At 50.5% G+C, this 14,059-nt stretch carries 8 protein-coding genes; all 8 read left to right on the top strand.

Features of this window, described 5'->3' with window-relative positions; translation table 11 throughout:
• Positions 1-170 precede the first annotated feature (170 nt).
• Complete coding sequence (locus R3B84_14010) at positions 171-1,469, top strand: hypothetical protein (protein MEZ6141682.1); 1,299 nt, start codon at positions 171-173, stop codon at positions 1,467-1,469.
• 98 nt (positions 1,470-1,567) lie between these two features.
• Positions 1,568-2,926, top strand: a complete 1,359-nt coding sequence (locus tag R3B84_14005) for a hypothetical protein (GenBank protein MEZ6141681.1) — start codon at positions 1,568-1,570, stop codon at positions 2,924-2,926.
• Between the two features lie 30 nt (positions 2,927-2,956).
• Complete coding sequence (locus R3B84_14000) at positions 2,957-4,597, top strand: hypothetical protein (GenBank protein MEZ6141680.1); 1,641 nt, start codon at positions 2,957-2,959, stop codon at positions 4,595-4,597.
• Complete coding sequence (locus R3B84_13995) at positions 4,594-7,122, top strand: RAMP superfamily CRISPR-associated protein (GenBank protein ID MEZ6141679.1); 2,529 nt, start codon at positions 4,594-4,596, stop codon at positions 7,120-7,122. Before R3B84_14000 ends, R3B84_13995 begins: the two co-directional genes overlap by 4 nt.
• A complete protein-coding gene (locus R3B84_13990) occupies positions 7,112-8,674 on the top strand; it encodes an RAMP superfamily CRISPR-associated protein (protein ID MEZ6141678.1) in 1,563 nt (520 codons plus the stop codon). Before R3B84_13995 ends, R3B84_13990 begins: the two co-directional genes overlap by 11 nt.
• Complete coding sequence (gene csx19 / locus R3B84_13985) at positions 8,671-9,243, top strand: CRISPR-associated protein Csx19 (protein MEZ6141677.1); 573 nt, start codon at positions 8,671-8,673, stop codon at positions 9,241-9,243. Before R3B84_13990 ends, csx19 begins: the two co-directional genes overlap by 4 nt.
• Positions 9,236-11,752 carry a TIGR03986 family CRISPR-associated RAMP protein gene (locus tag R3B84_13980; protein MEZ6141676.1) on the top strand — a complete coding sequence of 839 codons (2,517 nt, stop codon included), beginning with the start codon at positions 9,236-9,238 and terminating at the stop codon, positions 11,750-11,752. Before csx19 ends, R3B84_13980 begins: the two co-directional genes overlap by 8 nt.
• Before the next feature lie 694 nt (positions 11,753-12,446).
• The gene (locus R3B84_13975; protein ID MEZ6141675.1) at positions 12,447-13,955 is read left to right on the top strand and encodes a hypothetical protein; all 1,509 of its coding nucleotides are present in this window, start codon (positions 12,447-12,449) and stop codon (positions 13,953-13,955) included.
• The last annotated feature ends 104 nt before the right edge of the window (positions 13,956-14,059 follow it).

Below are 14,059 nucleotides of genomic sequence, written 5' to 3'. Positions count from 1 at the left end.
TCGGTCTTCAGTCATGGCGTGGCAATATTAATTGCACGTGGAAATAATTCCACACTGGCTGCCAAGCACGGGGTAATTTTCGAAAGATCTGTCTTTTCAGAAAAATTTTGTCCGGATTTTCCTTCCTCGTGCGTTATGGGTGTGTTGGTAACACCAAACTGGAGATTCAAATGAAATCATCGTCGCTCATCAATCGTTTCGGGATCGATCGCCGTCTTGTGCTGAGAGGCACCATCGCCAGTGCCACTACGCTGGTGGGCGGTGGGTTGTTTGCCACGGAAAAAAGTATGTTAAAACATGCCGCAGCGTATGTGAAAGTGGATGAAAAATGGACATCAGACCACCATTGGGATTTCTTGAATGCACTACCACCAGACCAGATTGTGGCATTGAAAAAAGTGCTTGATATGGATGAAAAAATCGAAGGCCGCAGCAAAGATGCTTCAGGAATTGTGCGGAAAGTATTTCGAATCTCGAATAACCTGTTCAGTCGGCAATACCGAAATTCGGAAAGACAGAACTACCACGAAATTCTGGAATGGATCGCACGTCACCATGAAATCCCGGCATCCGTCATTCAGAAATCATCCAGCCTGGCGCTGGAAAGACGGATCTGCATGATCATGATGGGCAAAATGTGGGACAAAATGACCCCTGACCAGCGATATGAATTGATGGCGAAGATCAATCCGGATAAGAAACTAGACCATGCCGCACTGGCAGCAAGCTCCGGAAGTGTTGCGATCCTGGCATTAGCCGGAGCTGTTTCGTACTATGGTTTTGCGTTCTACATGGGTATGTCTGTTTTCATCAGTCAGGCAGCGGGTTTGCTGGGCATCACCCTGCCATTCGCAGCGTACACAGGTTCGTCTTCACTGGTGGCATTTTTAACTGGCCCCGTTGGCATCGTGCTCGCGTTGATTACTTTAGGTGCTGCCGCCACCTACTTTGGATGTGCAGAAGCAGACCGCACTGCCGTTTATATCATGCAGCTCCACGCGTTGAAAGTAGCAGCAATGCAGGAAGCGGGCTACAAAGATCACGAAGCATTCCCCATACGTGTAATTTATCCGTTTCATGGTCATGTAATGGCAAATCGAAACGAAGCCCGCGAATGGGAAACCTTTGTCCTGGAAAGACAAAAAGATGGCACCTACGCAATAAAAGCCCACAGTGGCTATTGGTGTGCGGATAGCACGCTGGAAGGTCGCCTGGTTGCCAATCGAGAAGTCGTCGGACCATGGGAAAAGTGGAAAATGATCCGAAACGACGATGACATGGTTAGCTTTTTGTCCCACACCGGACATTATTTGGCGGTTGAACAAGACCAGAAAACGGTGATTGCGAACCGCACCGAAATAGGGAAGTGGGGAAAGTTTTCCTTGAAACAACTGGACAGCAACGGTTCGAAAGTAGCCATCCAGTGCTGGCACGGCACCCTGCTCTGTGCGGAAGGAAACCACGCGTAACGATTTCTCATAATTTTTTAGTTGCAAGGTAGAAAATATGTTGGGTAGAATGCGAGTAGTTCGCAGAAAATAAACCCACAAACCGCGGAGACTCGCCCATGAACCTCTTTGTTGCTGTATCGACAGGCAGCCAAGTATCCAATCTACCCCCCATCCTGGAAATGTACCAGCCCGGGGACAAGCTGTTGTGGATCGAAAGCCCCGAATCGAAAAAGGGGAATTGGGCTACCAAAGCAAGCGAATTGCTTACAATTCGTGGCTTATCAATATTAGAGTCGATTGATGTAGGCAATCTGAACGATCGCTCGGAAGTCTTGCCAGCAATAAGTTCGTGGAAGCAGAATTACAAGCACTCTCAAAAAGTACAGTACTACCTGGTATTGAACGGGGGCACAAAATGGGTGCCGCTGTGGCTACTGGAAGCTTTCCGCGACTGGCACCCGAAACTACTTTATGGAAGCGATCGCCCTGCAACATACATGTTGCAATCATTAGATTTTGCATCCTCACCGATTCAACGAGCTTACCAAAACAATTGCATAACACTACAAGAAGTTTTGTACTTAAAAGGGTTTGAGTTATTCCAATCCCAGGACACGCAGGACGCGGTGCAGGTATGGCCAGGCACGGCAACAATCGAAAATTCAACCGACTATGGAACAATCGAATCCACCACATATCAACTGCATCAGGAACATTTCGACTATCGGAAAGCTCTTCAGTCTCAGGCAATTGATGAAAAGCACGATATTTTTCCAAAAATTAATGTACCGTTTCAAAATCTGAATCTGTTGGTTCGAACAGAAACCTTCGAAAAGTGGCAGCAGCAGTTAAAAAACTTTGTGCGAAATCCTAATCCGCAATTTACAGAAAATCTATTTCATGGCACCGCCAATCTGTACCTGGCAGCTGCAAGAAAACAATTGGAGAAGATGGAAGGGATAATTTCTCCCACAAGCATGCTTGGGCCACCGCTTGAAAACGCGATAACCCACCGGATAATTGGCTGGCTGAATCAAAACAAAGATATTCAAACAGCAGTGGCTTCGATCTGGAAGAATGTCAAGATTTGCCGGCTTGATAATAAAAGTAAAGCAGAGGCAGAACTGGATATTGTGATTTTGCTGAAGTGCGGCAAATTAATCTATCTGGAATGCAAAGCAGCCAAAACTGATAGCAAAGATATTGATGCAGGGTCCTATCGATTGCAACAGGCCTCTTCAACTTTGGCAGAGCAGTTTGTGGTGTTGCCAATTTACACCAGAAAATGTGATACTCCCTGGTTCCAGGAGTTGCACAACGAACGCATGAAATTAGGAAGGCAAGCAATTCCTTTCACAATGCCAGGCCAACCTGAAAGCTACCCAATGATTGATGCCAATGGTGCATCAGAAGAAAATCCTTGCCCTAGTTTTGAAGAATCGCTTGAAAAGCTGCTGAAACCGTATTGTTTATGATTGTAAAAATGTAGATAGGGGAATCTTTTAATGACTATTCGCCTCGTACTGATTGAAACCAGCGGAAATCAAGCTTATGTATTCGCCACGAATAAGTTGCGCGAAAACGTTGGCGCATCCGAATTGACCGCCCGGGTGGGCACAGAATATGTGCTAAAAGCAATCCGGGATGCAGGCGGCCCTGATCTTTGGCATGAGTCGATGCCCGAAGTCCGGGGTGCACTCAAAGATCCCACACGCAATCTGCCTGTTGATGAAAAAAATCCCGTTGAGGTAATCGTCGCGGCTTCTGGAAAAGCGATATTGCTGGTGAAAGATGAATCTCTCGGGAAGCAGATTGTTCGTGAAGTAACACTCCGCGCACTCAAGGAAGCACCAGGGCTGGAAGTTCGTGGGGTGGTAAGCCAGGAATTTGATTTCGAGAATGTAGAAATCCACGAAAAAATCAAAACTATCCATCGTGAGTTCGAGGCCGTCCGCTCTCGATTGCCGGGTCCATCGGCGAGATTTCAACGCCTCCCAATCATCGCTGAGTGCGCGACCAGCGGTCTACCGGCAGTTAGGATAGCCAGAACGGATGATGACATTACTAAGGATGAGCAAAAAGAATATTCTGCACCGGTGTTCGCCAAACTCAATGCACGTAAACAGTGGAAAAGTCGTCTCGATGGTATCCTGAATCACCATAACGCAAGTGCAAAATTACCAGATGCAACGACCGATCTGGAGAAACTCGGCTGCGACTGGCTCGCGATTGTGCACGCGGATGGCAATGGGCTGGGGCAGGTGTTCCTGAAGTTCGAGGCGAACACATCAGGAAACCGCGACTACATCGAGAAGTTGCGAAACTTCTCACTGGCGCTTGATGAATGCACGGAGAAGGCATTCTGTCAGGCACTGCATGTACTCACTATACCGAAGAACGCACCAAGGCAATTCAAGCTCAAAAATCCCGATTTCAAGCCTGTTGTCCCCCTTGTTCTCGGTGGCGATGATCTGACGGTTGTCTGTGATGGCCGCCAAGCGTTGCAGTTTACTAAGAAGTTCATTGACTGCTTCGAAGAGGAAACAGCGGGGCATGAAGACGTGAAACGGATTATGCCCAAAGGTGTGACGAGTTGTGCGGGCGTTGCAATCGTCAAACCACACTTCCCCTTCTTTGCGGGATATCACTTAGCCGAGGAACTATTGCAGTCGGCAAAGAAACTAGGCAAGAAAAGTGAACTTCACATGCTTTCGGCAATCGACTACCACATCCTATATGATTCCAGCGGCCCAGATTTAGTGCGTCTTCGCCGGGAACTCACATCGGATGACGGCAAAACACTGCTGGTCGGTCGCCCATATGTCACTACTGCCGATAAAGGGCCCGTCAACCGTCGCTGGTCAGACCTGTGTTGCCGAATTACGTCGGTGCTTGCCCGTGATGAAGATGATCGCCGCCGTCTGCCCAACAGCATGCTCCACGATTTACGTGAAGCATTGTTTCTTCGTAAAGAAACCGCCGATGCGCGGTTAAAGTTGGTAATAGAACGCTATCGAAAAGAGGGCTTGGACAAACTCTTGGGCGATCCGAAAATCGATTCTCTTTACTGGATGGACAATGATAGCCATCGTACCGCTTTGCTCGATGCCATTGATACTGCTGAATTCTGGGAGGCCCAATCATGACAATTCTCAAACAATTTACAATACGATTGACGATGGAATCTGACTGGCACGTTGGCGCCGGCATGGGACGGCCCGGCAACGTCGATCGCTTGATCACCCGTGATGCCGACGACCTCCCCTTCGTGCCGGCGAAGTCGCTCCGCGGCATCTGGCGTGATGCCTGCGAGAGGTTGTGTTGGGGTCTGGACAATGGATCCATAGGACCTTGGTCGAAATTAGTGGACTGCCTCTTTGGTAGTCAGCCCTCCTTGGGACCAAATGACCCTACAGGGCGACACGATAATCCAGCTGAGCCACCCCAAGAGTCCTCCGTGCAAATTCGCTCTGCTCGCATTCCCACGCCGTTACGCGAACAACTAAAAGCCGAAGAACGTCTTGACCCTTATGCCGCACATACCGCAGCAGATCAGGCCACGCAGTTACGCGATCAACTAAAAGCCGAAAAACATCAGCTGATTCGACAAGCTCTGACGTTTGTCAAACCGGGGGTCAAAATTGATCGTCGTAGCGGGTCAGCACAAACAAACATGCTTCGCTTCGAGGAAATGGGGCGAACAGGAACGATTCTTGAAGCCGAGTGCATTCTGAACGTCTCTGATCAACTGACTAGAGAACTTGGAAGTGCACTGTTGATAGCATCCGCAAAGCTGGTTGAACGGCTTGGCGGCAAACGCCGCCGGGGGCCGGGCCGTTGTTGCCTGGAGATCATCGGCGCGGATACAGATGCTGCAATAGCATGGTTGGAACAAACTGAATCGGTTCCGGAATGTTCGTTTAGTAAGGAAAGCGCAATTTCGCCCGAAACTCCGTCCACTGCACAACAAAATGATCCGTGGATCTTTGTACCGCTACAACTTGAACTTAACGGACCACTGGCGGTATCGTATCGCACCACCGGTAACGTGGTCGAAACGCTGGACTTTCTCCCGGGCTCATATCTGCTTCCACATATTACGCGGACATTCCCGGAACTTCGAAGTTCTGTACCGTCCGGAGATGTCGTAATCTTGCCAGCTTACCCGGAAGTTGACGGTGAACGAGCTCAGCCGGTCCCGCTGGCGTTGTTTTCGCCGAAAGGCATTGAAAAGCCTTTGGAAAGTGAGAATCGAGAGCTGGTCATCAACCGGCTGCTGAAGCCCGAACTAGACGAAGACAAGCAACCTAAACAGATGCGTGTGGGGTATGTTTCTCAACAGCCTACGAAAGTATACAAGACGCCCACTACGGTGCGGACACACAACACAGTCCAGGATGAATCGCAGCGGCCGACCGAAGTTGTGGGGGGAGTCTATTCTTACGAGGCCATCGCGCCGAGTGACCACGGAACCCCGGTCGTTCTTCGTAGTGAGCTACGCATTCGCAAATCCTTGGCGGATCATCTGGAAGCGAACTGGTGGAACAAGCTAAGTGGTGAAGTCTCGTTTGGCCGTTCCAAGAAGGATGACTACGGCTCGGTTAGTCTCATAGCGGAATCTCCAGAAGACTGCGTATCGTCTCCTCTCACAGCGGCTAATAACACAAACGAACTTTTTGTCTGGCTTGTTTCAGATACGCTTGTTCGGAATTCGCAATTACGTCCCGAACCGACGGCGTCTTGTCTTGGTGAAGAACTGTCCCGGAGACTGGGAATCACGCTACGTGTGCGTAAAGACAATGACATACTACGAATAATCAACGGAGAGGAGAAGTTTAACCCCGATGAACTTCTTCACGAATTCGTTCGCATCCGTCGACTCGACACCTGGCACGTCGGCTGGGGATTGCCACGGCCCTCGCTTGTCGCCTTGCAGGCCGGCTCGTGCATGGTATTTCAGGTCGAAGGCACGGTCGATCCCGCGAAACTCGCTCAGCTCGAGGCCAGCGGTATCGGTGAACGCACCGCCGAGGGCTACGGCCAAGTGCGGTTTAATCATCCTTTGATTGCCGAATCATTGCCTCAGGTTCACTCATCAACATCTGCCAAAAACGGTAGTCCGGAAAAGCCAAAACTTCAAAAAATTGCCAAGGGTCATTCCAGCTTCGATTTCGCCCGACTTATCGAGCGAGAGTGCTGGAAGCAAGAGATCCGCCGGGCTTGTCTCGAATTCGCGAACCTCCCTCAAGACCGGGATAAAGAACTGGGCTGGGTGGCCAGTGGTGAGCAGGGCAAGCCGCCAATGAGTCAACTTGGAGGTCTACGTAGCCAAATCGCGACGTTGCGAACCATCAACGACTTGCCTCAAGTCATCGCTTGGCTCGATCACCTCGCTGGCAACGACAACAGACTCAAGAAGTGGCCAGGGAAAACCAGAAACGAATGGTTAGCTTCGATTCAGAAGATCAAGAGCTTCATTTCCGAGCCAATACAGATTTGGAACATTGTCAAAACCGACGACTGGCCCACTCTCACCATCAATGCGGACTCCGAATTGAAGCAAGAACTCTGGGCCTTCGCCGTGCGAACTTTCTTCGATGCCTGCATCCGCGCACATAAACGAGAACTTGAGAAACAACAGGAACGAAAGGAGGCAACCCATGGCGCGTAACATACACAGCCGACTTCATCTGTACGGCACCTTGGTCACTCTGTCTCCTCTTCACGTTGGGGGCTATGGTGAGGATGTTGATAGCGATCTGCCGCTCGCTCGGAACGGGGCTGGACAACTTTACATCCCAGGCACCAGTCTGGCCGGAGCATTGCGGCAGTGGTGCGAAGAGTCCTTTGATCATCCGGATACCGAGTATGGAGAGGGTCGTCATCCGACAGAACAAGTCTGGGGCTACCAAGATCGTCGAACTTTCATGCCGAATGAAAAGGATCCCAGTCACGCGTCCTTTGTCGTGGTCGATGACGCCGTAATCGAGAATAGCGAAACGGTGGTGGTCGAAATCCGCGATCACGTCGGCATTGATCGAGAATACGGAGCGGCCGCCGAACACATCAAGTACGACCGGGCCATCCTGCCACGCGGCACCAGGCTGAACCTCCGTGTGACATTAGACGTGACAGAGCGGGGCCAACGGGATCAGGCTCTGGCGATGCTGGCCGTTCTCAAACAAGCATTAGAAGCAGGCGAGGTTCGTCTCGGAGCCGCCAAGACACGCGGCTTGGGACATGTGCTGCTGAAAGGCGGGCAGTTGACCGAGCTAGGCTTCGGCTCTCGGCAAAGTATCCTTGCTTCGCTGCGTCAAGCGAACGGGGCTGTCGTTTCGAAAACAGACATTGATGCCGCCACACATCCCACACAGAAGCGTCCTCGACTCACGTTGACGATCCACTGGAAGCCGGTGGGGCCGCTGATGGTCAAGGCGGGCTTTGATGGTATCGCTGCTGACATGCTGCCCTTGGTTAGCGGCTGCGAAGACAAGATTTCACTGGTCTTGCCGGGTAGTTCCATCAAAGGTGCGTTTCGCAGTCAGGCCGAGCGAATCGTCCGGACGCTTCGTGGTGACACCAGCCCAAGTTGGCTCGGCACCGAGGGGAAGAAGAAGTTCCTTAATGCTGTCAATGTTGAACTGATCAATGAACTGTTCGGAACTGCAAAACAAGTAGAAAACAAACCTCACCTTGGCCTTGGAGCATTGGGCGTAATCGATTGCTTCGGTCAACACCGGCTCACCGTCGCTCAGTGGCAAGCCATCCAGGCCGCGACCGACGACCAGCAACTTAGAAAGGCCATGGCCGATGCCGGCCTTCAACCCTGGTCGCAAGCGTACCACGTCGCCATCGACCGTTGGCTCGGCTCGGCTGCGGATAGCATGCTATACACCGTCCTTGAACCGCACTGCACCCAGTGGGAGCCGCTGACTTTGGAAGTGAACTTGCAGCGATTGCCGGATAAAGAATTGCTACCCGCAATTGCATTACTGCTCTTGGTCGTCCGCGATCTGGCCAACGACCGTTTGCCGCTCGGTTTTGCCACGCATCGTGGCATGGGGACGGTTCAAGTGACAGGGCTTACCATCGAAGCACAAGGGCTCGAAGGTGATCTTGCCCCACTAACTGAAATTCAGCTTGTCGATGGCAAATTCCATAACTTGCCCGAAAAACTCAAAACCGCTTGGAGCGATTGGGCCAATCAGGAGGTGCCCGCATGAGTGCCACGCTCTTCGTTTATACTCGGCAGAATCTCGCTCTCAACGAGGCTCTGTCAGCATTCGCTACGATCCTCGATGCGAATGGTGCAACGGCCATCCTATACTCACCTCGACGTTGTGAGTTGGCGACCTTTGCAGAAGGGGCATTGCGAGCCTCCGACGGTCAGCGGGTGGATATCGGCACTGTGTTCGAGGCCCGTGTCTTCAGTGAGACGTCCGAGCTTCGCTGGCTGAATGATCCCAGCCCGGCTAAGTGTCACCAAGCCGTCATTTTGACGGAGCATGAGCAGTCGTTATCGGATGATTGGAAGATGCATCAGGAAAAAACTGTCATTGAGAAGCTTGATCAAACGTATCTCCTCTGGGGCGAAGGCACAGGCCGACCTGTGAGCGATGGCTGGAGTGAACTGGGGACAGCCCGAATCGGCGCACTGCGGATACCTAAGGGCAACGTCGGTAAGAATCAGCGTGTGTTGCTGCACAGTGTGGAATACATCGTCGAAGCAGACCACGGCAACGCAGTGATCTTTGACGAACGATTGTTAAAATTGGAGGTGGCAAATGGCTGAAGGTACACTCATCGTGAATGCGAAAAAACAGTTTCGCATTAAGTTCGTCAACAGCAAAGGCAAGGAAGTTGAGCATCCAGTTCCCGACGCTGAGTTGTCCCAATCGCTGAAGAAAGAAATTATTGAGAAACTGAACGGTCGCAAGGTGGAACTCGACGAAGTGGGCGGGCAGCCGAAGAAAGTTCGACCGGTGGGAGAACCATTCTCAGCACCTACACCTCCACCGCCAGTTCGATCGTCTCAGCAACAGCAAGGATCGCAGCAACGTGGGCCACAGGGGCGAAGCACTCAAGGGAGACGGCAACCGCAGCAGAGCGCACCAACTGTGCGAGGGGCCTTCCACAACCCATACAACTTCGTGCCGGCGCTGCCACGCGAGGGCATCGCCGGCGAACTGGGTGATGATGTACCCATTGGCCATCACGTCCTGCACCCCGATCGATTCACCGGTGTGATCCGCGTGAAGATGACTGTGAAAACTCCATTGCTGGTACCCGATGCCACAAAAATGATTGAGTATGATCGAGATGACCCACAACTTGGCATAAAGGCAGGCCACAAGAGCTTCCCCGTGTGCGTCGATGCCGACGGTAAGCCGTACATTCCGCCTACCTCACTAAAGGGGATGCTTCGCACAGCGTACGAGGCGGTGACCAACTCGCGGCTGGCGGTGTTTGCTGGGCATGAAGATCGACTTGCTGACCGGATGCCGGCGAGAGATGGATTATCACTCGTACCTGCTCGAATCTCTGATGGAAACGGTGAACTTCAAATCGAGTTGTTGCCCGGAAACTCTGGCATTAGTAGCTCAGGGAAACCGGTCCAAGGCGATCCAATGTATTCAGCTTGGCTCCCGAGGTATCGCCAATCGGACGGATCGATCGCTCCATTTGCGATTCGCTATCCCGATAAGAACCTGCCTGAGGACGGTGACAATGTGGAAGTCTGGCTGGAGTTGTGGGAACGCTCTGGTAACCACCCTTTCGATTACTGGTCTGTTCGGAAGTGTGTTCGGGTTGGCGGATCGCTTGGTTCGCAACCGCCGCAAGGTCAACCTCGCGGTTCACACCGACCGGTTCAAAATGTAGCCATGATCAAAGTCTTTGGTGTGGTCTGCATTACGAACCGCAACATTGACCGCAAGCATGATGAGCGAGTGTTCTTCACCACCCGAAATGAGCCGATCTTGCACTCCCTGACAGATGAACTCCGTCAACAATGGTGCGAGCTCATCACTAACTACCAGTCGATTCATGATGAGGAACGTCGCGCTGGTATGGCTGGCCCGCCGGCACTCAACAACTCGGTTTGGTCACGACAGGTTGTCGGTGGCCTCGAGGTGCGACAACTCTCCAACGGAACGCTCTGTTACGCCGCTTTCCGTGATGGGCAGATGATAGCTTTGTACCCCGTGATGATTTCTCGCCGCCTTTTCGAGTCATCACCACAATCTTTGCTCCCGGAGTCGCTACATCCTGCCACTTCATTGGACAAACTCTCCCCCGCCGATCGCGTTTTCGGCTGGGTGAACCAGCGGGGCAAAGGAGCCTACAAGGTTTGCGAACACTCTTCTTCAATCCGATCAGCCAACGGCTGGGTGAACCAGCGGGGCAAAGGAGCCTACAAGGGCAACGTCCGCATCGGACCGGTGACCTGCCACACTCCTAAAGAAAAAGCGATAGAGCCGTTTGGCACACCTGGCCTACCCCTTGCGATCCTCGGCCAGCCGAAGCCGCAACAGGCACGCTTCTATGTCGCGGTTTCCGAGAATGGTGAAACACAGCGCAAGGGCTTGGGTAAAGAACAAGCGGGTTATTCTCCAGGTAAAGGTTTGCGCGGCCGGAAGGTTTATCCGCATCACAACGGACTGCCAAACGGTCACTGGGACAACGGGGTACAAGATCGCACCCAACAGTCCGTCGCCGGCCACGTTCAGGAGTACCGCCGGCCTGACAGCGACAAGGTACGTGATAACCAGAATCGCTCGATTCAGGGCTGGGTAAAGCCCGGCACCGAGTTTACTTTCGATATTCACGTGACCAACCTGTCGAAGGTCGAACTCGGAGCGTTGCTCTGGATCCTCAGCTTGCCGGACAACCACTTCCACCGCTTCGGCGGCGGCAAGCCCCTCGGCTTCGGCAGCGTGCGATTGGAGATCGACTCGGCAAACACGCATCTGCACGATGGCAACGACTGGAAGCAGACCTACTCAACGCTCGCAGATGCCTTGCCGAACGCGGCGGATCGAAACGCACTCATCCAGGACTTCAGGGATGCTGTGCGAACCTCGTACGGCTCCGCATCTTTCGAGGATGTGTCGTTCATCGCCGCTTGGCTGAAGATGGCAAGCGGGCATGCGGACAATCTGCCGACACACTATCCTCGAGCTCAACTACGTCCTGATCCAGATGGTAAAAACTTTAAATGGTTTACACTAAATGAAGGAGACACACAAGAATCTTTGGGCAATCTTATACAAGATCCAGGTTTGACTATTATTGATAAATGATAATTACAGAATCGAGCTACTGATTCGCAGGCAAGCAGAGCCATTAGTACATAGGTGAAGACCAAATAATATTCGCTTCTTGTTAGCAAATTTGCGGAAATTATTGCAGTTATACAAGATTGAGTTGATTGGCTTTTCTTACCTGCTAATAAGCAGGTATATATCTCGCAAAGGTAGCTCAGTTTTGATAAGAAATAACAGTGCTTCAAGGACCATAAGCGAAACAAATAACCCAGATTCAACCGGCCGCCAAACTAACTTTCAAAACAAATAAGGTCTATTTATCTGATTCATCATTGATGCCTAAAAACGTTTTTAAGGCTTTTGTTCTCAATAATTCTTATTCCGTTGATAATTTGATTAAACCTACTATGAAACGCTAAACTACAGATCAACGACCAGGTGTCTGACACCAATCGAAGGTGGCTTAGTTTATCCCAAGATGACTCAGGCTATATCATCACGTCCTGGGCCGGAATCAAGTTAAGAGAAAAGATTCTCAACCCCGTCTTTGAAGAATCCATCAGAAGATTTCTAGATTCCACCAAGAAGCATTTCTGTGAAATGACCAGTAGATAGATACCACCTAGTTTGCTACGAAACAGCCAGAAGAAATAGCTGGCGGTGTCGGCAAAAAGCTGTCAAACGTCGCCAAAAAGTTTTTTGAAAACTATGTCAGTCACCCGAAAGTAATATGAAAATAGCTTCAATTCAAAAAGTTAACACACCGACAGAAATGATGCCTGTTTATGACTTGGAAACAGAGTCAGGCAAATACACTATTGTCGCTGGTGATACCGCTATTGAAGTATCTAACAGTAAGCGGGTATCACTGTTGGACGTCAACGCACTGATCTCGCACGGTGCTGTCCACAATCTCCGTGAAGCAGGTTCAGTACGTGGGCAGAAAAACGATGATTACTTGCTGCAATACATGTCCGGCTACTCTCCAACCCAGGTGAAAGTACCACTGGTATACGAGAAGTTTGTTAACACTCTGAAAGCTGCTGGCATTGATATGCGTCGTCGTGGGCCAAAAATCAATTTGATGGCAATGACAGACAAACAGGCCCAGGAACTGATTGGTGACCGGTACTTAAAGAATGGCGAAACTGCTGACCTTAGAGCAGGTGAGTTAGATCCTATTGCTGGTGGTCTGTTTGATCCCAAACTCACCCAAGGTCACAACGGTACTGTGTGGGCTGGAATTAAACTGACAGAACGGATGCCAAATCCAGTCATGGAAGAACCGATTCGCCGTCTGTTAGGTCTGACCAAAAAGAAGTTTGAAGGTATTATCGCTGGTGAAGAAAAACTGGGTGAACACACCGGCGTTAAAGCAATCGAAACTGCTTTAGCTAATATCGACGTAGATACCGAAATGGCTAAAGCACGCTCGGTAATTAATTCTGGACGCAAAAGCCACAGAGATGATGCTGTTAGAAAGTTACGCTATCTCAAGACATTAAAGAAAACAGATCAAAAGCCGACCGATTGGATCATGTCTTCCGTACCAGTATTGCCAGCAGCGTACAGACCGATCGGTTTTCTGGGCGACACTACCACACCAATCGTGTCAGACCCAAATTACATGTACCAAGAACTGTTTTTGGCAAACGATCTCTTGAATCAGAAGAAGAAACTGTTTGGTGATGAATCAACCGGCAGTGCTCGACTAAACCTTTACAACGCATACAAAGCAACTGTCGGTTTGGCAGATCCTATCCACCCCAAATTACAACAGAAGAACGTCAAAGGACTGTTAGCAAGCGTATTTGGTAATAGCCCCAAAATGGGGATGGTACAACGTAAACTAATCTCGTCAGCAGTAGACAACGTAGGCCGATCAGTAGTAGTACCAGATCCTGAAATGGATATGGACTCTATTGGACTGCCGATCGACATGGCGTTCACTACATTCAAGCGTGCTGTGACCAAAAGCTTACGCCAGAAAGGGATGTCGGCATTAGAGGCAAAGAAGAATATCGAAGAACAAACTCCACTTGCTCGCGAGATCTTGCTGCAAGCAATGGAGACAACGCCAGTCATTACAGTAAGAGCACCAGCATGGCATAAGTTCTCAACACTGTCATTTTTTGCCAAGCCAGTGGCAGGTAGTGCTATACACGTTAGTCCACTTACTGTAAGGGGTACACTATGGATTTTGATGGCTTATCAAGCGAAATACGTAACCTTTCGTTAGATTATTGATGAAAAGTACTACCAGAATACAGTCACTTTATATCCTCTACAAAACTGCTATTAGGCTATCTTCAAAACGAATTCGTTGAACACGTTAAAATACTA

It is taken from the genome of Zavarzinella sp., from assembly GCA_041399155.1.
Classification (GTDB): Bacteria; Planctomycetota; Planctomycetia; order Gemmatales; family Gemmataceae; genus JAWKTI01.
This window is presented reverse-complemented; position numbering and strand designations above follow the sequence as displayed.

Excerpts from the sequence above, each read along its gene's own strand:
- R3B84_14010 (MEZ6141682.1), top strand. The coding sequence starts at position 171 with ATGAAATCATCGTCGCTCATCAATCGTTTCGGGATCGATCGCCGTCTT.
- R3B84_14005 (MEZ6141681.1), top strand. The coding sequence starts at position 1,568 with ATGAACCTCTTTGTTGCTGTATCGACAGGCAGCCAAGTATCCAATCTA.
- R3B84_14000 (MEZ6141680.1), top strand. The coding sequence starts at position 2,957 with ATGACTATTCGCCTCGTACTGATTGAAACCAGCGGAAATCAAGCTTAT.
- R3B84_13995 (MEZ6141679.1), top strand. The coding sequence starts at position 4,594 with ATGACAATTCTCAAACAATTTACAATACGATTGACGATGGAATCTGAC.
- R3B84_13990 (MEZ6141678.1), top strand. The coding sequence starts at position 7,112 with ATGGCGCGTAACATACACAGCCGACTTCATCTGTACGGCACCTTGGTC.
- csx19 (MEZ6141677.1), top strand. The coding sequence starts at position 8,671 with ATGAGTGCCACGCTCTTCGTTTATACTCGGCAGAATCTCGCTCTCAAC.
- R3B84_13980 (MEZ6141676.1), top strand. The coding sequence starts at position 9,236 with ATGGCTGAAGGTACACTCATCGTGAATGCGAAAAAACAGTTTCGCATT.
- R3B84_13975 (MEZ6141675.1), top strand. The coding sequence starts at position 12,447 with ATGAAAATAGCTTCAATTCAAAAAGTTAACACACCGACAGAAATGATG.